This is a genomic window from Allobosea sp., assembly GCF_017308075.1.
Lineage (GTDB): Bacteria > Pseudomonadota > Alphaproteobacteria > Rhizobiales > Beijerinckiaceae > Allobosea.
Map to the genome: position 1 here is coordinate 94,507 of NZ_JAFKFX010000039.1, position 19,295 is coordinate 113,801.

23 protein-coding genes are annotated in these 19,295 nt (G+C 67.7%); 18 read left to right on the forward strand and 5 right to left on the reverse strand.

The features are described from left to right. The first annotated feature begins 20 nt into the window (after window positions 1-20). Genes J0J10_RS20510 through J0J10_RS20540 form a run of 7 tightly spaced genes read left to right on the forward strand, consistent with a single transcriptional unit; the run spans window position 21 to window position 6,834 of the window. A complete protein-coding gene (locus tag J0J10_RS20510) occupies window positions 21-899 on the forward strand; it encodes a dihydroorotate dehydrogenase electron transfer subunit (protein WP_291648742.1) in 879 nt (292 codons plus the stop codon). Then, complete coding sequence (locus J0J10_RS20515) at window positions 896-1,858, forward strand: dihydroorotate dehydrogenase (RefSeq protein WP_291648744.1); 963 nt, start codon at window positions 896-898, stop codon at window positions 1,856-1,858. The genes J0J10_RS20510 and J0J10_RS20515 overlap by 4 nt, the downstream gene beginning before the upstream one ends. Then, window positions 1,855-3,150 (forward strand): Zn-dependent hydrolase, encoded by a 1,296-nt coding sequence (locus tag J0J10_RS20520; RefSeq protein ID WP_291648746.1) that lies wholly within the window; start codon window positions 1,855-1,857, stop codon window positions 3,148-3,150. The genes J0J10_RS20515 and J0J10_RS20520 overlap by 4 nt, the downstream gene beginning before the upstream one ends. Further along, window positions 3,147-4,241 (forward strand): dihydroorotase, encoded by a 1,095-nt coding sequence (pyrC, locus tag J0J10_RS20525; RefSeq protein WP_291648747.1) that lies wholly within the window; start codon window positions 3,147-3,149, stop codon window positions 4,239-4,241. Before J0J10_RS20520 ends, pyrC begins: the two co-directional genes overlap by 4 nt. Further along, entirely contained in the window at window positions 4,238-4,918 is a 681-nt protein-coding gene (locus J0J10_RS20530) for an orotate phosphoribosyltransferase (protein ID WP_291648749.1), read from the forward strand. Before pyrC ends, J0J10_RS20530 begins: the two co-directional genes overlap by 4 nt. Window positions 4,919-4,963: 45 nt before the next feature. Further along, window positions 4,964-6,481, forward strand: coding sequence for an aspartate ammonia-lyase (locus tag J0J10_RS20535; protein ID WP_291648751.1), 1,518 nt, complete (start codon window positions 4,964-4,966; stop codon window positions 6,479-6,481). Between the two features lie 47 nt (window positions 6,482-6,528). Beyond that, window positions 6,529-6,834, forward strand: a complete 306-nt coding sequence (locus J0J10_RS20540; protein WP_291648752.1) for a hypothetical protein — start codon at window positions 6,529-6,531, stop codon at window positions 6,832-6,834. A 168-nt stretch (window positions 6,835-7,002) separates the two neighbouring features. Here the strand turns inward: J0J10_RS20540 and J0J10_RS20545 are convergent, their stop codons facing one another. Then, window positions 7,003-7,221: a hypothetical protein gene (locus J0J10_RS20545; protein ID WP_291634981.1), complete on the reverse strand. Its 219-nt coding sequence runs from the start codon at window positions 7,219-7,221 to the stop codon at window positions 7,003-7,005. A 173-nt stretch (window positions 7,222-7,394) separates the two neighbouring features. After that, complete coding sequence (locus J0J10_RS20550) at window positions 7,395-7,595, reverse strand: hypothetical protein (protein ID WP_291648754.1); 201 nt, start codon at window positions 7,593-7,595, stop codon at window positions 7,395-7,397. A gap of 799 nt (window positions 7,596-8,394) precedes the next feature. On the opposite strand from J0J10_RS20550, the gene dusA reads away from it, so the two are divergent. From dusA to J0J10_RS20570, 4 genes are all read left to right on the forward strand, one after another. Then, on the forward strand, window positions 8,395-9,396 hold the full coding sequence (gene dusA / locus J0J10_RS20555) for a tRNA dihydrouridine(20/20a) synthase DusA (RefSeq protein ID WP_291648784.1): 1,002 nt from the start codon (window positions 8,395-8,397) through the stop codon (window positions 9,394-9,396). Window positions 9,397-9,410: 14 nt separating this feature from the next. Continuing rightward, window positions 9,411-9,869: a PaaI family thioesterase gene (locus J0J10_RS20560; protein ID WP_291634984.1), complete on the forward strand. Its 459-nt coding sequence runs from the start codon at window positions 9,411-9,413 to the stop codon at window positions 9,867-9,869. Window positions 9,870-9,985: 116 nt separating this feature from the next. Next, window positions 9,986-10,819 carry a sulfite exporter TauE/SafE family protein gene (locus J0J10_RS20565; protein WP_291634986.1) on the forward strand — a complete coding sequence of 278 codons (834 nt, stop codon included), beginning with the start codon at window positions 9,986-9,988 and terminating at the stop codon, window positions 10,817-10,819. A 77-nt stretch (window positions 10,820-10,896) separates the two neighbouring features. Further along, a complete protein-coding gene (locus tag J0J10_RS20570; RefSeq protein WP_291648786.1) occupies window positions 10,897-11,301 on the forward strand; it encodes a GNAT family N-acetyltransferase in 405 nt (134 codons plus the stop codon). A gap of 10 nt (window positions 11,302-11,311) precedes the next feature. Here the strand turns inward: J0J10_RS20570 and J0J10_RS20575 are convergent, their stop codons facing one another. Both J0J10_RS20575 and J0J10_RS20580 read right to left on the reverse strand, forming a co-directional pair. Continuing rightward, window positions 11,312-11,524 carry a DUF1289 domain-containing protein gene (locus J0J10_RS20575; protein WP_291648756.1) on the reverse strand — a complete coding sequence of 71 codons (213 nt, stop codon included), beginning with the start codon at window positions 11,522-11,524 and terminating at the stop codon, window positions 11,312-11,314. After that, window positions 11,521-12,366, reverse strand: coding sequence for an adenosylcobinamide-GDP ribazoletransferase (locus J0J10_RS20580; RefSeq protein ID WP_291648758.1), 846 nt, complete (start codon window positions 12,364-12,366; stop codon window positions 11,521-11,523). The genes J0J10_RS20575 and J0J10_RS20580 overlap by 4 nt, the downstream gene beginning before the upstream one ends. A 114-nt stretch (window positions 12,367-12,480) precedes the next feature. Here J0J10_RS20580 and cobT point away from each other — a divergent pair, with 114 nt between their 5' ends. Next, on the forward strand, window positions 12,481-13,503 hold the full coding sequence (gene cobT, locus J0J10_RS20585; RefSeq protein ID WP_291648760.1) for a nicotinate-nucleotide--dimethylbenzimidazole phosphoribosyltransferase: 1,023 nt from the start codon (window positions 12,481-12,483) through the stop codon (window positions 13,501-13,503). Between the two features lie 119 nt (window positions 13,504-13,622). Here the strand turns inward: cobT and J0J10_RS20590 are convergent, their stop codons facing one another. Then, complete coding sequence (locus J0J10_RS20590; RefSeq protein ID WP_291648761.1) at window positions 13,623-15,143, reverse strand: sensor histidine kinase; 1,521 nt, start codon at window positions 15,141-15,143, stop codon at window positions 13,623-13,625. A gap of 83 nt (window positions 15,144-15,226) precedes the next feature. Here J0J10_RS20590 and J0J10_RS20595 point away from each other — a divergent pair, with 83 nt between their 5' ends. The 6 genes from J0J10_RS20595 (at window position 15,227) to J0J10_RS20620 (ending at window position 19,272) form a co-directional block, all read left to right on the forward strand. Next, on the forward strand, window positions 15,227-15,778 hold the full coding sequence (locus J0J10_RS20595; protein WP_291648762.1) for a thermonuclease family protein: 552 nt from the start codon (window positions 15,227-15,229) through the stop codon (window positions 15,776-15,778). A 205-nt stretch (window positions 15,779-15,983) separates the two neighbouring features. Then, window positions 15,984-16,907: an AEC family transporter gene (locus J0J10_RS20600; protein WP_291648763.1), complete on the forward strand. Its 924-nt coding sequence runs from the start codon at window positions 15,984-15,986 to the stop codon at window positions 16,905-16,907. A gap of 177 nt (window positions 16,908-17,084) precedes the next feature. Continuing rightward, window positions 17,085-17,696 carry a glutathione S-transferase family protein gene (locus J0J10_RS20605; RefSeq protein WP_291648765.1) on the forward strand — a complete coding sequence of 204 codons (612 nt, stop codon included), beginning with the start codon at window positions 17,085-17,087 and terminating at the stop codon, window positions 17,694-17,696. A 3-nt stretch (window positions 17,697-17,699) separates the two neighbouring features. After that, window positions 17,700-18,164, forward strand: coding sequence for a hypothetical protein (locus J0J10_RS20610; RefSeq protein ID WP_291635003.1), 465 nt, complete (start codon window positions 17,700-17,702; stop codon window positions 18,162-18,164). Between the two features lie 5 nt (window positions 18,165-18,169). Beyond that, the gene (locus J0J10_RS20615) at window positions 18,170-18,634 is read left to right on the forward strand and encodes a hypothetical protein (protein WP_291635005.1); all 465 of its coding nucleotides are present in this window, start codon (window positions 18,170-18,172) and stop codon (window positions 18,632-18,634) included. Further along, window positions 18,634-19,272, forward strand: coding sequence for a uracil-DNA glycosylase family protein (locus tag J0J10_RS20620; RefSeq protein ID WP_291648768.1), 639 nt, complete (start codon window positions 18,634-18,636; stop codon window positions 19,270-19,272). Before J0J10_RS20615 ends, J0J10_RS20620 begins: the two co-directional genes overlap by 1 nt. Window positions 19,273-19,295: the final 23 nt, after the last annotated feature.

A 19,295-nucleotide genomic window follows, 5' to 3' on the forward strand; every position in this document is an offset into this window, starting at 1 on the left:
GCCGCTGAAAGGAGCGAGCCATGTCGATGCAACCGCTTCACCAGGGCTCGCTCGCCGCCACGACAGGCGGCGCGGGAGCCGCGGCTTCCTGCGCCTCCTGGAAGGCCAGCGTCGTCGCGGAACTCGCCGAGGTCGTCTCACATGAGGCGGTCAACGGCGAATACCGCCACCTCGTCGTCCGCTGCAGTGCCGAGGCTGCTGCGGCCGAGCCCGGCCAGTTCTTCCAGTTGCTCTGCCCTCAGCCCGTCGGCGAGCAGCCCTTCCTGCGTCGCCCGATGAGCCTTTACGGGGCCGATCCGGAGAAGCGCCAGGTCGAGTTCCTCTACAAGGTGACGGGCGCCGGCACCCGCGGCCTCGATACGCTGCGGGTCGGCGACCGGCTCGACATCATGGGGCCGCTCGGCACCGGTTTCACGCTCGATCCGTCCTGGCGCAGCATCGTCGCCGTCGGCCGCGGCGCCGGCCTTGCGACCCTCGCCCCGCTGGCGAAGGCGGCCAAGGCCAATGGCACCCGCGTCACCGCGGTGTTCAGCGCCCGCCGGCCGGACCTGCTCGTCTCGGTCGATCTCTTCCACAGCCATGGTGCCGACGTCATCGCCGTCACCGATTCCGAATCGACCAGCGGCCCGGCCAATGTCGAGCGCATCCTGCGCCGGCTGATCGCCGACGGGGCCTGCGATGCCTTCTTCACCTGCGGCTCGAGCCGGCTGATGCGCGTCCAGCAACGGCTGGCGCAGGAATTCGGCCTGCCCGGCCAGGTCGCGATGGAGCAGCAGATGGCCTGCGGAATCGGGCTCTGCTACTGCTGTGTGCGCGACTTCAACGTCAATGGCGAGATCGTCCACCGGCGCGTCTGCTGGGACGGCCCGGTCTTCGACCTGATGGAGGCGCTGCCATGAGCCTGACGTCGGAGGTCGATCTCTCGGTCGCCATTGGCGGTCTGACCCTGCGCAATCCGGTCATGCCGGCCTCCGGCACCTTCGCCGAAGGGCTGGAGAAGGTGATGGACTTCAACCGGCTCGGCGCCTTCGTCACCAAGACGATTACCCGCGAATTGCGCGCCGGAAACCCGCTGCCGCGCGTCGTCGAGCGGCCGGGCAGCCTGATCAATGCGATCGGCATCCCCTCCAAGGGCGTGCGCTATTTCGTCGAGCAGACGATGCCGCATTATGCGGCCTATGACACGCCGCTGGTGGTAAGCATTTCGGCGCCGACCGCCGAGGGCTTCGCCAGCCTCGCCGCCGAACTCTCGATCCCCGGCATCGCCGCGATCGAGGCCAATATCTCCTGTCCGAACATCGAGGAGGACGGCAAGGCCTTCGCGATGCGCGCCGAATCCACCGAGAAGGTGACGCGGCAATTGCGCGAGGCGACGAACCTGCCGCTCTGGGTCAAGCTGACGCCCAACACCGGCGACGTGCCGGAGGTGGCGCGTGCTGCTGAGGCCGCCGGCGCCGATGCGGTGGTGGTCGCCAACACGATCCTGTCGATGGCGATCGACCTCAAGACCTTCAAGCCCTGCCTCGGCAACATCATGGGCGGGCTCTCCGGCCCGGCGATCAAGCCGATCGTGCTGCGCCAGGTCTTCCAATGCGCCAAGGCGGTGAAGATCCCGGTGATCGGCTGCGGCGGCATCTCCACCGCCGAGGACGCCATCGAGTACATGCTCGCCGGCGCCAGCGCCGTGCAGGTCGGCACCGCGACGTTCCTGCAGCCGGCGGCGATGACCACGATCATCGACGGTCTCAGGAGCTTCTGCCTGCATCGCGAGATCCCGCGCATCACCGATCTGATCCGCGGCGTCGTCATCGAGGAAGCCGACGAGCGGGACCTCGCCTGGCTGGATCCCGTATCGTGACCGCGCACCCCGCCAATCTGAGCAACGTCTTCAGTGGCGACGAGGGCGACCGCGTCCTGGCCGAGGCCCTGTTCGACGCGCTGCGCGAGGCGACGGGCGACGGCGTCGGCATCACCCGCGAAGCCTATAGCGAGCGCGAATCCCTGGCGCTCGACCTCGTCGAGGCCAAGGCGCGCGAACTCGGCCTTGTCACCGAGCGCGACGCCGGCGCCAATCTGGTGGTGACGTTGGAAGGCGCCGAGCCGGAGCTGCCCTTCCTGGCCTGCGGCTCGCATCTCGATTCGGTGCCGCAGGGCGGCAATTTCGACGGTGCGGCCGGTGTCATCGCTGGCCTCGCCATCATCGCCCGCTTCAAGGAGGAAGGCTTCGTGCCGCGCCGGACCATCAAGGTCTATGCGCTGCGCGGCGAGGAAAGTGCCCGCTTCGGCAAGGCCTATATGGGTTCGAGCGCGCTGTTCGGGAAACTCACCGCCGCCGATCTCGCGGTGCGCGACCATGCCACCGGCCGAAACCTGGCGCAGTGCATGGCCGATATCGGAGTCGACATGGCCCGGGTCGAGAAGGGCGAGCCCTTGCTCGATCCCGCGACCGTCGCGGCCTGGATCGAACTGCATATCGAGCAGGGACCGGTGCTGGTCGCGCGCGATCTGCCGGTCGGCATTGTCACGGGCATCCGTGGCAATGTCCGCCATCGCAGCGTCGAATGCATCGGCGAGGCCGGCCATTCCGGCGCGGTGCCGCGCTGGCTCCGGCGCGACGCGGTCTTCGCCACGGCCGAGCTGATCACTCATCTCGACCGGCACTGGCGCACCCTGCTGGAGCGCGGCCGCGACGTGGTGGTGACGGCCGGCGTGCTCGGCACCGACCCGCAGGAGCACGCCATCGCCCGGATTCCCGGCAAGGTCAGCTTCTCCTTCGAGGTGCGCAGCCAGAACCGCGAGACGCTGGAGGCGTTCTACGACCTGTTCCTCTCGGAATGCCGGCTGGTCGGCGAGGAGAGGGGGGTCGAATTCAGCTTCGACCGCCGCCTCGAATCGGCCCCGGCGGTGATGGATGCTGGCTGGATCGCCCGGCTGAAAGCGGCGGCGCGCGGGCTCGGCCTGCCCGACGAGGAGATTCCGAGCGGCGCCGGCCATGATGCGGCGGTCTTCGCCAATGCCGGCATCCCGAGCGCGATGATCTTCGTGCGTAACGAGCACGGATCGCATAATCCCAGGGAAGCGATGGTGATCGATGATTTCCTAGCCGGTATCGCGGTGATGCGGGCGGCCATCCGGGAGGCGGTACAATGAGCGTTTCGCAACTCTTCGACGGTGCACCGGCTGCGGATGCGGAGGCGCCGGTCTCGCTCACCATTCGCCGGCCCGATGACTGGCATGTCCATCTGCGCGATGGCGCCATGCTGAAGGCGGTGCTGCCCTTCACCGCCGCCCAGTTCGCCCGCGGCATCATCATGCCGAACCTCGTACCGCCGGTGACGACGATCGCCGCGGCGGCCTCCTATCGCGAGCGCATCCTCGCCGCCCGTCCGGAAGGCTGCGATTTCATCCCGCTGATGACCTGCTATCTCACCGACACCACCGTGCCGGACGAGATCGAGCGCGGCTTCCGGGAGGGCGTCTGGGCCGCCGCCAAGCTCTATCCGGCCGGCGCCACCACCAACGCCCACCACGGCGTCACGAATATTTCCAAGCTCGCCCCGGTGCTGGAGCGCATGGAGAAGATCGGCATGCCGGTCCTCGTCCATGGCGAGGCAACCGACCCCGAGGTCGACATCTTCGACCGCGAGGCCGTGTTCATGGAGCAGGAGATGCTGCCGCTGCTGAAGCGCCATCCCGGCCTCAAGGTGGTGATCGAGCATGTCACCACCGCCGAGACGGTCGCGATCGTCCGGGCCCATGCCGGGCGCGCCGCTGGCACGATCACCCCGCACCATCTGGTCATCAACCGCACCACGCTCTTCCAGGGCGGCCTGCGCCCGCATCTCTACTGCCTGCCGGTCGCCAAGCGCGAGAGCCACCGCCTCGCCCTCTGCGAGGCCGTCACCTCCGGCGATGCCTGCTTCTTCATCGGCACCGACACCGCCCCGCATCTGCGCGGCGCCAAGCAGGCCGAATGCTGCTCGGCCGGCGTCTTCGGCGGCGCCACCGCGCTGCAGACCTATGTCCAGGTCTTCGACGAGGCGGGCGCGCTCGACCGTTTCGAGGCCTTCGCCTCCGAGAATGGCGCGCGTTTCTACGGCCTGCCGCTGAACGAGGGCACGATCACCCTGGAGCGCAAGCCGAGCCGGGCGCTCGCCGCGGTCGAGGTCGAGGACAGCGAAGTCGTGATCTTCCGCGGCGCCGAGAACCTGCCCTGGTCGATCGGCGAGGTTCGCCCGTGAGCGCCGGCGAGATCGGCGAGGCGGTCGCCCGGCTGCTGTTCCGGGCCGGCGCCATCCATGTCAGCCGCCAGCAGCCCTATGTGCTCGCAGCCGGCTGGGCGAGCCCGGTTTATGTCGATGTCCGTCTGCTGCTCGGCGATCCGCAATTGCGCCGCGCCGTCACCGATCTCGCCGTCCGCTATGCCGAGGCGGCCTTTCCCGCCGGCAGCTTCGATGCCGTCGCCGGGGCCGAGACCGCCGGCATTCCCTTCGCGGCCTGGTTCGCCGACCGCACCGGGCTGAAGCTGCGTTATGTCCGCAAGCGCCCGCTCGGCGTCGGCCGCAATGCCCAGGTCGAGGGCGGCCCGGTCGATGGGCTCCGCGTGCTCCTGGTTGACGATCTGACCACCGATGGCGGCAGCAAGCTCGGCTTCGCCCGTGGCCTGCGCTCTGCAGGCGCCAGCGTCGAGCACATCCTGACGATCTTCTACCACGACGTCTTTCCCGGCGCCGGCGAGCGCCTGCAGGAGGCCGGGCTTGCCCTGCACCCGCTCGCCACCTGGGCCGATGTCCTGCGCGCCGACGCCGGCAAGGAGCTCGCCGCGGAGGATCGCGCCGAGATCGAGCGCTTCCTTGCCGATCCCGTCGCCTGGTCGACGCGCCATGGTGGCCGCGTCAGCCTTTCCCCGCGCGTCTGACACGCAGGGCCTGTGATGAAGCCCAGATCCCGCAAGGATTCCGCCATGGCCGATGCCGCAGCAGCAACGCCGATCACCGCGCCGCCTCAGGCCGACAGCGTCCAGCTCGCGACGACGCAGACGATCGCGCTCGCCGAGGTCAGAACCCGCCGCGAGCATGACCTGCTCGGCGACATCGACGTGCCGGCCGACGCCTATTGGGGCGTGCATACGCTGCGCGCCGTCGGCAATTTCCCGATCACCGGCGTGCCCGTCGGTCATTTCCCGGAATTCGTGCGGGCCTTGGCCCTGGTCAAGCAGGCGGCGGCGCGCGCCAATCGCCGCCTCGGCAATCTTCCCGCCGCCAAGGCCGACGCCATCGAGCGCGCCTGCGACCTGATTGCGCGCGACGGCCGCTTCCACGACCAGTTCGTCGTCGATGCCGTCCAGGGCGGGGCCGGCACCTCGACCAATATGAACGCCAACGAGGTCATTGCCAACGTCGCGCTCGAGCTGATGGGCAAGGCCAAGGGCGACTACGCCGCGCTCCATCCCCATGACGACGTCAACATGGCGCAGTCGACCAACGACGCCTACCCGACGGCGCTGCGCCTCGCCGTGATCTTCGCCACCGAGCCGATGATCGCGGCGCTGGACGAGCTCGCCTTCGCCTTCAAGGCCAAGGCGGTCGAGTTCGCCGATGTGCTGAAGATCGGCCGGACCCAGCTCCAGGACGCCGTGCCGATGACGCTCGGCCAGGAGTTCGACGCCTTCTTCGCCACGATCAAGGAGGATGTCTCGCGGTTGCGCGAGGCGGCGGCGCTGTTTCGCGAGGTCAATCTCGGCGCGACCGCGATCGGCACCGGCATCACCGCCGATGCGCGCTATGCCTCACTCGCCATCGAGGAACTGGCCCGCGCCGCCCGCCAGCCCATGGTGCCGGCGACGAACCTGATCGAGGCGACCTCCGACATGGGCGCCTTCGTGCTGTTCTCCGGCGTGCTGAAGCGCGTCGCGGTCAAACTCTCGAAGATCTGCAACGATCTGCGCCTGCTTTCCAGCGGCCCGCGCGCCGGCTTCAGCGAGATCAGGCTGCCGGCGGTGCAGGCCGGCTCCTCGATCATGCCGGGCAAGGTCAACCCGGTGATCCCGGAAGTGGTCAACCAGGTCGCCTATCTCGTCATCGGCCACGACCTCACCGTGACGCTCTGCGCCGAGGGCGGCCAGCTCCAGCTCAACGCCTTCGAGCCGACCATCGGCTATTGCCTGCTCTCCTCGCTGCGCCATCTCACCGCCGCGGTGACGACGCTGACGACGCGTTGCGTCACCGGCATCGAGGCCGATCGCGAGCGCTGCATGGCGCTGGTCGAGGATTCGATCGGCCTCGTCACGGCGCTGGGGCCACGGCTCGGCTACGAGGCCTCCTCGCGCGTGGCGCGCCGCGCCCTCGCCGAAAAGCGCAAGGTCGCCGAGATCGTGCTCGAGGAAGGCCTGCTCAGCCGTGCCGAGCTCGACGAGCTCCTGAAGATCGAGGCGATGACGGCCCCGTCGCGCCCGAAGCCCGCCGGAAAGGCGCGGGCCTGAACGATCGGCCGCCGCAAAATCGGACGGCCGCCTACCCGGAGAGGACAATGAACGAGCTGTTGAACTGGCTGCTCCAGCAGAAGGGCAGCATGAACACCTATCTCGAATTCCAGGGCCGCGCCCTCGAACTGCGCGCCGCCGAGCCCGAGCATGCCGCGCTGCTGCGCCTGCTCGCCGATCTCGCCGGCCGCTTCTCTGAAGCCTATGATCGCCGCCCGCTGCCGCTCGACGTCGCGGAGGGTGCGCTGCAGCAGCTCACCGGCCTGATCGAGCAGGCGCTGGCTCCAGGTGCTGCCGATCCGGCGGACCGGCTTGCCCTGCTCAACCGGATCGGCGCCGCCGAACTCGCCTGAGGCGGCCGCCTGCGAGGCCCACCCCTGGCGACGAGGCCGACCATGCAGCCCGGCCCTGGCCGGGTTGTTTGCCGTCCGGGCTCGTCACCGGCCGGTTTTAGGCCTGTTCGAATTCGCTGAGGCGTGGCGCGCGCGGCGCTCAGATGGCGAGAAGCGGGTTCGTCCGTTTCATCGCCAGGAGGGAGATCCGCTACAGCTCGGGCGCGTTTCAAAAGGCTCGATCACAGCCTTTCCTCTGACGATCACTATGCGCTCTTTGACGCCATCGACGCGGAAGCGAATGACGCCTTCGCCTCGGACCTCGTCCATGATGTAAGCTGGCAAGCCGGCGCGCAGCGTCTTTTCGATCGATCGCGCGGAAAATTGCTTCAACTGGTCTTCGTACATAGGCGACTCCACCGGCGGCGAGAGCAGGCTACGTCGTAATCCTCGCCATTATGGTGATCGCCAGGAACGGAACAAGAGCGAAGACTGCAAACGCAGCCTTGGCATCTTTGCATGACAATGGGGTGACCGACGGCGCAGCTGAGCCTGCTGTCAAGGGATTGGTCGTGCCGACCTCAATGCACCGTGGCTGTGTCTTCCTCGTCCGGCGCGATCAGCTTTTCCAAGCCGAGTTCTTCAAGCCCTTCGGTGAACTCGGCGAAGGCCGCAGCATCAGTCGCGAACTGCTCTTCCCACACGATCGAGTCGCCTTCGTCATCGACCAGTTCCAACGTCCAGCTGTCGCTGTCCCGGAGCCGGTAGATCTCGATCTGCACCGTCAGTCCATCGCTGGTGAAACTCCGGCAAAGGGCCGAACGGATGATGTCTGGGGAATCTGTCATGTCCGAAAGGTAGTGGCCGCAACGCGATGGTTCAACCGAGCGGAATGGTCCCCGGGGGGAGGTCGGTGCCATCCAGGTAACGACAATCAAATTTCGGCTTGCGGCGTAGGCGGACGGCGTGTCTTTCTGTGGTTTAGAATTCGTATAAACCTGTTTATATAAGTTAAATTTGTATAAATATCTGATTTTATTTTCAAATTAAATTATATATAGTTTTATGAATTCTTTTATTCCTTGTTTCGATGACGCAGAAAGTAAATAAATCTTCTGATTGCTTCAATTTTGTCACCGTGCCGCATTGATCTCAATAGGAGAGGGCGGCCGGATGAGCATTTCCGAAATCCAGCGCTTCCGCACTGACCTGAAGTCCGGCGCCGCCCTGCCGCGAGGAGGTTCGGCGAGGCTCCGAAACGCCACTCTCAGGCTCTCGTGGGCGTTGTCCATGGACGGAAGCTTGGTCGACGGCGTCCCGGAATGGCATCTGCCGCCGCGACCACGCCCCGCTGGGAAGGCTCCGCCTCCCGCTTCTTGCTCCGGGCGCCCCTCTCGCGCCGTATGGCGATTTGCGCCATATAGGCGGCTGCTCCGTCTTTTCGACGATCGCGCCTGTTACAGTATCGGCGCCCGCGTTACGGCATCTGCTGAAACCGCCATCGAAAGCCGGCGGAACGGCAAGGAACGAGACATCAACAGGCGAGCGATCTTGACCGAAATGCCCATGAAACACGGGATTATGGCCTCTAAGGAGTGGCTTCGCTTCTCCGTGGCGCCTATGATGGACTGGACCGACCGGTATTGCAGGGTGGTCCATCGCCTGATGTCGCGTCGTGCCCTGCTGTACACGGAGATGGTGACGGCGCAGGCGGTGATCCGCGGCGACCGGCAGCGGCTGATCGGCTACGACGCGTTCGAGCACCCGGTCGCCTTGCAGCTCGGTGGCAATGATCCTTCTCTGCTGGCCGAGGCGGCGAAGATCGGCGCCGATTTCGGCTATGACGAGATCAACCTGAATTGCGGCTGCCCCTCGGACCGTGTCCAGGGCGGGGCCTTCGGCGCCTGTCTGATGCGCGAGCCCGAACTGGTCGGCGATTGCGTCGCGGCGATGAAGGCGGTCGTTCCCATTCCCGTCACGGTGAAGTGCCGCATCGGCGTCGACGATCAGGACCCGGAGGTCGCGCTCGACGCTCTGACCGCCACGGTCCGCGCTGCGGGCGTCGATGCCCTGATCGTGCACGCCCGCAAGGCCTGGCTGCAGGGGCTTTCGCCCAAGGAGAACCGCGAGATTCCGCCGCTCGACTATGAGCGGGCCTATCGCCTGAAACGCGCCAATCCCGATCTGCCGGTCGCCCTCAATGGCGGCATCCGCGCGCCCGCAGAATGGCTGCCGCATCTTGCCCATGTCGATGGCGTGATGCTCGGCCGCGAGGCGTATCAGAACCCGGAAGTGCTGCTTTCCGTCGATCCGCTGCTGTTCGGCGAGACAGCGCCGGTCGCCGACGCCTTCGAGATGCTGGAGGCGCTGGAGCCGTTCATCGCCACGCATCTCGAGCGGGGCGGGCGCCTGCACGCCTTTACCCGCCATCTGGTCGGGCTTTTCCCCGGCCGGCGCGGTTCGCGCCTGTTCCGCCGCCATCTCGCCGAGCATTGCGTCGGCGCCGGTGCCGGCCTCGCCGATCTGCGCGCCGCCATCGCCCATGTCGAGCGCGAGGCGCCTTCCGCGATCGCTGCCGAATGAACGAGACCTTCCCGATGACGGGTGCACCTTCCGCTGTCGGTTCCGCGCTGGTCGCGAGGATCGAGACCAGTTTCGCCAAGCAGGCCTTCATGACGACGCTCGGCGCCCGGCTCGTCCGCGTCGCGCCCGGCGAGGTCGAGATCGCCCTGCCGGTCTCGGCCCATCTTTGCCAGCAGCACGGCTTCGTCCATGCTGGCGCGGTCTCGACCATCGCCGACAGCGCCGCCGGCTATGCCGCGCTCACCGCCATGCCGGAAGGCGCCGGCATCCTCACCGCCGAGTTCAAGATCAACCTGCTTGCACCCGCGACAGGCGATGAATTGCGGGCGCTCGGCAAGGTGGTGAAGGCCGGGCGCACCCTGACCCTCGCCACCGCCGAGGTCTTCGCGATCTCGGGCGGGGCGCGCCGGCTCTGCGCCATGCTGACTGCGACCTGCATGGCGATCGCCGGCCGCGAAGGCGTCCGGGACTGAGCCGGATCCTTCGACGAGAAAAAGCGCCCCGGCGCATGACGGCTCTGCCCTGCCAACCTTGCCCTTTTTCGGCAAATCCCTAAGAGCAGCCCGAACTTTCCCGGATCGGAAGCGCTATGATCGCCGGCATTCCCCTGAACGACCTGATCTTCCTCGCGGTCTCTCTGGTCGCGGCCGGCGCCGTCACCGGCCTGCTTGCGGGCCTTTTCGGCGTCGGCGGCGGCGCGGTGATCGTGCCGGTGCTGTACGAGGTCTTCCGGGTCATCGGCGTTCCCGAGGAGGTGCGCATGCCCCTCGTCGTCGGCACCTCGCTGGCCGTGATCATCCCGACCTCGATCCGCTCCTACCGCGCGCACTTCGCCAAGGGCCTCGTCGATACCTCAATTCTGCGGATCTGGGCGCTGCCCGTGATCTTCGGCGTCGGCTTCGGCAGCCTGATCGCGCGCTACGCTCCGCCGGACGTGTTCAAGGCGGTCTTCGTCGCGGTCGCCTTCGCCAGCGCCATGCGTCTGCTCTTCGCCTCCGACCGCTGGAAGCTCGGCGACGACATGCCCGGGCCTTTCCTGATGCGGATTTACGGGCTGATCATCGGCGTGCTCTCGGCCCTGATGGGGATCGGCGGGGGGCAGCTTTCCAGCCTGTTCATGACCTTCTACGGCCGCCCGATCCACCAGGCGGTCGCGACCTCCTCCGGGCTCGGCGTGCTGATCTCGATCCCCGGCGCGCTCGGCTACATCTATGCCGGCTGGCCGAAAATGGACCTCCTGCCGCCGCTCTCGCTCGGCTATGTCTCCTTCATCGGCTTCCTGCTCTTCATCCCGACCTCGATCTGGACGGCGCCGATCGGCGCGCGCCTGGCGCACCGGCTGTCGAAGCGCAAGCTCGAAGTCGCCTTCGGCATTTTCCTGCTGGTGGTCTGCGCCCGCTTCTTCTGGTCGCTGGTCTTCTGAGCAGGCGAAGAACCGTGCTCTCGATCCGCGCCGGCATCGAAGCCGATCATCCGGCGCTCGCCCGCCTGATGGCCGAGATGCAGGCGCATTATCGCGTGCCATGTCCGTCTGATGCCGAGATCCGTGCTGGGCTTGCGGGCCGCCCGGCCGGAGCCGAGCTCCTGGTCGCGACAGACGGAGATGCGCTCGTCGGTTTCGCCGCCTTCGCGGCGATCTATCCCGGGCCCGGCCTGCGGGCCGGCTTCTTCCTGAAGGAGCTCTATGTCGCGCAGGCAGCGCGGGGCCTCGGCGTAGGGCGCCGCCTGATGGCCGAACTGGCGCGTCTCGCCCTGACGCGTGGCTTTGGCCGTGTCGACTGGACGGCGGCGCGCGACGATGTCCGCCTGCTGGACTTCTATGAAAGCCTCGGTGCTTCGCCCCAGCCGGAGAAGGTCTTCTTCAGGCTGAGCGGCGAGGAACTTCGCCGTCTCGCAGCGGGGTGAGACGCCGCCGTCATTGCTTCGCTTCCGCCCGCAATGACGGCTGAGGCCGTTCGGGCCGCGCCTTCAGCCGCTCATTCAATAGCGCCATGATCGCCAGACGCTCCGCTTCGGAGAGGCGGGACCATTGCGCGATCTCCTGAAGCGTACGTCCGCAGCCCTCGCAGAGCTTGCTCGCCGGGTCGATCACGCAGATGCGGATGCAGGGGCTCGATACGGCGCTCATGGCCCGCTCCAGCCGAGAGCGAGAGCGATGCCGAGATAGATCGCAATCTCGGATAATTGCTGGCAGGCCCCGGCGATGTCGCCTGTCTGCCCGCCGATCAGCCGCTTTGCGGTGCGCATCAGCCAGCCGCTCGCCAGCGCCGAAAGCCCGATGCCGATGACGAGGCCTGCGGGTGGCAGCGCGCCGGCGAGCCCGAGCAGAAGCCCGATGCCGGCGGAGAGGCCGTAGGCGAAGGGCAGCACCGCGCGTTCCGGTGTGCCGACCGCCGCCGAGGCGCCGTCGGTTCGTGCCGGCGGCAGTGTCGCGACGACGCGGATGCCCTCCACACGCGACCAGGCGGCGGCCCCGAGAATGGCGGCCGCTGCGGCGAAGGCGCCTGCGCCGTCGAGGATCGCCGCCAGTGCGGAGACGCGCAGCAGCAGCGCAAGCCCGATCGCCAGCGTGCCATAGCTGCCGATGCGGCTATCCTTCATGATTTCGAGCCGGCGCTCGGGCGTCCAGCCGCCGAACAGCCCGTCGGCGCTGTCGGCCAGTCCGTCCTCATGGAAGGCGCCGGTGGTGAAGACCAACACGGCGACACCGAGGGATGCGACGACGAGGTCGTCGAGCCCGGCGAGGCCGGTCGCGAGCGTGACGAGCGCCGTAGGCAGCGCGATCAGCAGGGCGGCGAGGGGTAGGGCCCGTGGCAGCAGCCGGAAATCCGGCGTCGCATGGGCGCTCTCGCCCGGCATCTCCGGCACCGGCAGGCGTGAATAGAAACGGATGCAGGCGGCCGTCGCGGCGAGCCAGCCCGGCCAGGTCGGCGGCGCGGCAGGCGCATTCTCGCTTTCGGCTTCGGCCATTCCGCGTCGATATCCCAGATTGTCTTCGCTCGCCTCAGCCTATAGCAGCAGCGGCAAGCAGGCGGCGATGGCTCAGCCGCCGGATTCCAAAAGTTTGCGAAAAGACGAGACGCGATGTCTTCCTCCGGCCTGCCTTTCGACGATATCCGCCAGCTCATTGCCGGCATGCCCGGCCCCGACATGGCCGCGGCCGACAGCGTACGCGCCCGCGACAAGGATCTGACCAAGCCCATCGGCAGCCTCGGCCGGCTCGAGGAGATCGCCGAATGGCTCGCCGCCTGGCAGGGCAAGGCGCCGCCGCGGGTCGACCGGCCGCTGGTCTGCGTCTTCGCCGGCAATCACGGCGTCGTCGCCCAGGGTGTCTCAGCCTATCCGCAATCGGTGACGCGCCAGATGCTGGAGAATTTCGCCGCCGGCGGCGCCGCGATCAACCAGATCTGCGCCGCCTATGATCTCGGCTTCAAGGTCTTCGATCTCGCCCTCGATCTGCCGACCGGCGACTTCACCCAGGAGGATGCGCTCGACGAGCGGGCCTGCGTCGCCACCATGGCCTTCGGCATGGAAGCGCTCGCCGGCGGCACCGACCTGCTGGCGCTCGGCGAGATGGGGATCGGCAACACGACCTCGGCCGCGGCGATCTTCGCCGCGCTCTATGGCGGTAGCGCTGCCGAATGGTGCGGCCGCGGCACCGGGGTGGACGATGACGGGCTGCAGCGCAAGGTCGCGGCCGTCGAGGCCGGGCTGGAGCTGCACGCCGCCCATCTCGGCGATCCCCTGGAGGTGCTGCGCCGCCTCGGCGGGCGCGAGATCGCGGCGATCTGCGGCGCGATCCTCGCCGCCAGGCTGCAGCGCATTCCGGTGATCCTCGACGGCTATGTCGTGACTGCCGCCGCCGCGATCCTGCATGCGCTCGATCCGTCGGCGCTCGACCATTGCCTCGCCGGCCATCTCTCGGCCGAGGGCGCGCATGCGCAGGCGCTGGTCCGGATCGGCAAGCAGCCGCTGCTGGCGCTCGACATGCGGCTCGGCGAAGGCACGGGCGCGGCGCTGGCCGCCGGTCTCGTCAAGGCCGCCGCCGGCGTCCATTCCGGCATGGCGACCTTCACGCAAGCGCAGGTCTCGCAGAAGGGCGAATAGCGGAGCGAAAGGCCGGACGGCGCGCAACCCGCTCTCGGTCTGCGCCCCGGCTCCGTTCCTGAGCGGCTTGCCTGAAGCCGGGGTGCCCCCGTGCGCCGCCGGAAGGCGCGATTGCCCGTTCAGGCCGCCGTGCGTGCGCCGGGCTCGGGCAGCGCCGGCAATGCGTCCATCACGCGCTCGGCCGGCAAGGTGATCGTCACCTCGGTACCGGCGCGCGGCCTCGATTTCAGGCTGAAGCCGCCATTATGCAGGTCGATCAGGCCCTTGACGATCGGCAGGCCGAGGCCGGAGCCCTGTTCGGCCGTCTTGATCGCGAGCGAGCCGCGGCCGAAGCTCTGCAGCACCACCGGAATTTCGTCCTCGGGGATGCCGGGGCCGGTGTCGCTCACGGAGACATATTGCCCGCCGGTCGCGGTCCAGCCGACCTTGACCGAGATCTCGCCGCCCTGCGGCGTGAACTTTATGGCGTTGGTGAGGATGTTGAGCACGACCTGCCGGATGGCACGCTCATCCGCCCAGATCTTCGGCAGGTCGGGCTCGACCGCCTGGCGGATGGTCTGGCTCTTCGCCTTGGCCCGCAGATTCAGCATGTGCGCGCAGTCGTCGACGATGCCGGCGAGGCTGAGAGCCTCCTCGTTGAGTTCGTACTTGCCGGCCTCGATGCGCGAGAGGTCGAGAATTTCGTTGATCAGGTTGAGCAGATGCTGGCCGGAGCCGTGGATGTCGCCGGAATATTCCTTATAGGCGCTATTGGCGTGCTCGCCGAAAACCTCGTTCTTCATCACCTCGGAGAAGCCGAGAATGGCGTTGAGCGGGGTGCGTAGCTCATGGCTCATCGTCGCCAGAAAACGCGATTTGGCGAGGTTGGCCTCCTCGGCCTTGCGCCGTGCCTCGTCGGAATTGGCCTTGGCGGTACCGAGCTCCGCGATCAGCGCGTCCTTCTCGGCCCGGAATTCGATGGTCGCGACCGAGGTCGAGTAGAGCCGGTTGGCGAGGAAAATGAAGAAGAGCTGGGCGCAGGCTGCCATCATCAGCATGGTGAGGCTGTCGATGTCGGAGCGGCCGGAAAAGAACAGCACCAGGGCGCTTGTGACCGGGACCAGCCCGGCATAGACCGCCATCGGCATGGTGGCGGAGAGCATCACCGTGATCGCGCTGACGATCAGCAGCGTCGTCGTCAGGAAGAAGCGCGCGCCCGGCGCCTCGACCCCGATGAACAGGACCGGCAGCAGCGCCCAGGAGACGCCGTGCAGCATCTCGGCCAGCGGCATCGTCTTGCGCCAGAAGCTGATCCGCGCCTCTGCCGAGGGCTCGGCCAGGAAACGCCGGCAGAGCACGAACATCAGCACGCAGGCGATCGCCACGAAGGCGAACCAGGCGGAGACCCTGAAGAGCGGCACCCAGGCGCAGGCCGCTGCGCCGACGAGCAGCGCTAGCACCAATGTGCCCGCCGTGCCGTTCAGCCGGTACTGGGCGAAGAGCCGGACGAGCTCGTAGTCGAAAGCACGGTCGAGGCCGGTCGTCGAGGTCAGCCGCTCGCGGGCCGATCGCACCTCGCGGCTGATCAGCTTGCGGCGCGCCAGCGCCGACGGGTCGGGTCCGCGACCGCGTTGGACCTGTTCGACGGTGAGTTCCGGCATACCCGAGAAAAGCGGCTCCTGGCCGTGGCGCACCTTGCGCACCGGCTCGCCATGATGGGCAGGAAATCGTTAAGCTAGTGCTGATGTCTCGCTTCGGAATCAGGACGAATGGTCATGGCCTATTTGGCTGGCGGCGCGTCGGTCGCGCGGTCGATCTCGTCGTCGCGCTCGGCTTCATCGGCCTTTTGGCCGTGGCGGGGGCGGTTCTGCAATATCGACTCGGGCCCGCCAAAATCCTGACCGGTGCAGCCGAGGCGATCGACGGCGATTCCCTCAGACTCGCCGGTGAGGAACTGCGGCTCGAGGGCATAGACGCGCCCGAATACCGCCAGACCTGCCGCGATAGGAGCGGCCGCGATGTCGCCTGCGGGCGACAGGCGCGCCGTGTGCTCGCCGACATGCTGGCGCGCGGCAATGTCACCTGCACCATCTCGCGGCCGGACCGCTATGGCCGCGGCCTCGCCCGCTGCCGCCAGGGCGAGGCCGAGATCAACGCTGCGCTCGTCCGCAACGGCCAGGCGCTCGCCTATGGCGACTACCGGGCCGAGGAGGAGGAGGCGAGGGCCGCCGGTCGCGGTCTCTGGGCCCTGACCTTCCAGCGGCCTTCGGAATGGCGCCAGAGCCATCCACGCTAGCTCGTGCCGCATTCTCTCGGAACCGGACCGAAATTGCGCGATGGCGGGGTGGGCCTGATGCCCTCTCCGGCCTCTGCGCCGCTGACGCCCGCAGCGAGGCATGTGGCCGGCGCATGACAGCGGGCTGTCATGGGGAATGTCTTCGCTTGCGGCTTGGCTCTAGAAGACGGTCTTTCTCTCCCCGAAGGTCAGCCGGAGCAGGCCGATGATCGGCGCCATTCTTCTTGCGCTCGCGCCGATCGCCCTGCTGATCGCGCTCGGCCACCTGATGCATCGTCGACTCTTCCTGCCCGACAGCTTCTGGCCGCAGGCGGAGCGGCTCTGCTATTACGTGCTTCTGCCCGCATTGTTCATCCATGCGCTGTCGATGGCGGATCTGCGCGGTGTTCCGGTCGGCGCTCTCGCCATCGCGCTGGTGATCCCGATCATCGTCGTCTCGGCGCTGCTGGTACTGGCTAAGCCCTGGCTTGCCTCGAGCGACGCGGCCTTCACCTCCGTCTTCCAGGGTGGCATCCGCTTCAACAATTATGTCGGACTCAGCGCCGCGGTCAGCCTGCTCGGCGCTCCCGCCCTTTCGCTGGCTGCCGTCGCCAATGCCGCGATCGTCCCGACGGTGAATTTGCTCTGCGTGCTGGTCTTCGCGCGCTGGGGCGTGGCCCAGCCGAGCCTGCGCGGCGTGCTGCGTGGCCTCGCGCTCAATCCCCTGCTGATGTCCTGCCTGATCGGCATCGCCATTCAGGCCGCCGGGCTCGGCCTGCCGCCGGGCATCGAGGGTTTCCTGAAGGCGCTCGGCCAAGCCTCGCTGCCACTCGGCCTGCTCTGCGTCGGGGCGGCGCTCGACTGGGGGGCCCTCGGCCGGGGGCTGCGTCCGGCGCTCGCCGCCTCCTTCGCGAAATTCGTGCTCATGCCGCTCGTGACCTTCCTGGTCCTCAAGGCCTTCGGACTGGGGGGGCAGGCGGCGCTGATCGCGATCCTGTTCCATGCCCTGCCGACGGCCTCCTCTTCCTATGTCATGGCGCGGCAGCTCGGCGGCGATGCGCCGCTGATGGCCGGAATCTGCGCCCTGCAAACGGTGCTGGCGGCGTTGACGGTGCCGGTCGCGCTCCTGCTGCTCGCGCCGGCGCTATAGGCATCGCCGGGCTTTCCGGAATCGCCCGCGATCGGCGGGCGCACTGGTTCCGTAAGGCCGGGCCGGCGGGGCCAGGGCCGCTCGGCCATGCTCGCGCCCTGTTGTCCGGCTTTGTCTTGACAGGGCGCGCTCGGCGCCCTGAATGCGGCTGGAAGCCAGAATGCTGTGAGGGTGGCGATGAAGCTCTATGATGGCGGGCGAGCGCCCAATCCGCGGCGCGTCCGCATCTTTTTCGCCGAGAAGGGCGTGCCGCTGCCTGATCTGGTCCCGGTCGACATCGGCCGCAAGGAGCACAAGACGCCGGAGTTCACCCGCATCAACCCGTCCCAGCGCCTGCCGGTGCTGGTTCTGGACGATGGCACCGCCTTGGCCGAGACCATGGCGATCTGCCGCTACATCGAAGGGCTGCATCCGACGCCTGCCCTGTTCGGCCGCGACCCGAAGCAGGGTGCGCTGATCGAGATGTGGAACCGCAGGGTCGAACTCGGCCTGTTCTCCAGCGTCGCCGCCGTGTTTCGGCACAGTCATCCCTCCATGGCCGAGCTGGAGGACCAGGTGCCGGAATGGGCGCAGGCCAATCGCGAGATGATCGACGACCAGCTGATGCTGCTCGATCTCCAGCTGGCCGCAAATCGCTTCGTCTGCGGCGACGAGCTGAGCGTCGCCGACATCACCGCCGGCATCGCGGTCGATTTCATGAAGCCGTCGCGCATTCCGCTGTCCGAGGATCTCGCCAATATCCGGCGCTGGCATGGCGAACTTTCCGCCCGCCCGAGCTGGAAGGCCTGAAGGGTGCGCGGTGTCACAGTCCTGCTTGCACTGCTCTTCGCTTTGCCGGCGCTGGCGACCGAAAGATTGACCGGCGAACAGATCAGGCAGGCTTTCACCGGCAACACGGTGAGCGGCCGCTATACCGGTGGCGGCTTCTTCACCGAGTATCACGACCCGGATGGCCGGGCGCTCGGCCATAATGGCTGGCAGCAGAACCGCGATGCCTGCTGGATCATCAAGGAGGATGCCGTCTGCTATTATTACGGCCCGCCGAGCGACCGCACCATCCACTGCTTCACCGTCGAGATGAACCAGCGGCTCTATGTGCTGCGCAATCTCGAGAATGGCCGGATCAATGCGGTCGCCGCCGTCGAACTCGCCAATCCGCGCAATCACAATGATGGCGGCCAGCCCTGGTATTGCGATGGTTTGATCTCGCGCGCACCGGCCGTGCCGATGTCGCGTCGCCTGCTGGCTGCGCGGTGACCCGAATGGCGCGCCGCCGCGCCGCTGCGCTGATCGCGCTCGCCGCGCTGGCCATGCCCGCCTCCGCCGCAGAGCGCCTGTCCGGCGAGGAGATCCGCCTGCTCTTCGAGGGCAACACGGTGAGCGGCCGCTACAATAATGGCCGCCCGTTCAGCGAGTTCCACCACAAGGACGGTCGGGCCACCGGCCATAACCGGCACGTCCTCAACCGCGATGCCTGTTGGACCACGACGCAGGAGGCGGTCTGCTATTATTACGGCCCACACGAGACGCGTCGGACCTATTGCTTCACGGTGGAGCGCAGCGGTCAGCTCTATGTGCTGCGGACCCAGCGCGAGGGCCGCATCAACGGCGTCGCCACCATCGAGCCGGGCGATCCGCACCGCCATACCGAGAAGCTTCCGGCCTGGAATTGTGACGGGCTGATTTCGCGCCGGCTGGGCGGGGCGACTTGGCTGGCCGGCCGATGATGCCGCGGGAACGAGCGGCGCCCGAACCCCTCGACGCCGTCCTCGCCGAGCTGCGGGCCTGCCGCCTCTGTCGCGATGCGCCGCTTTATCCGCCGCGATTGCCGCATGAGCCGCGGCCGGTCATCCAGGCGACGGCGAGCGCAAGGCTGCTGATCGCCAGCCAGGCGCCGGGGACCCGTGTCCATGCCAGCGGACGGCCCTTCACCGATCGCTCGGGCGACCGGCTGCGCGACTGGCTCGGCCTCGACAAGGAGCGCTTCTATGACGGCACGCGCGTTGCGATCGTGCCGATGGGATTCTGTTTTCCGGGTCTGGACGGCAAGGGCGGTGACCTGCCGCCGCGGCGCGAATGCGCGCCGGCCTGGCGGGCACGCGTGCTCGCCGGCCTGTCCGAGGTCGAACTCGTGCTGGTGATCGGCCGCTATGCGCAAGCCTGGCATCTCGGCCCGAAGGCGGCGGCCGATCTGACCGCGACCGTCGCCGATTGGCGCGCCATCCTCGGGCAGGAGCGGCGTCCGCGCATCCTGCCGCTGCCGCATCCCTCCTGGCGCAATAATGGCTGGCTGAGGAAGAACCCGTGGTTCGAGGCCGATCTTCTGCCGGTCCTGCGCGCCGAGGTGGCGCGGCTGGCGGGATAATCTGATGTCGCTGTGAGCTGTCA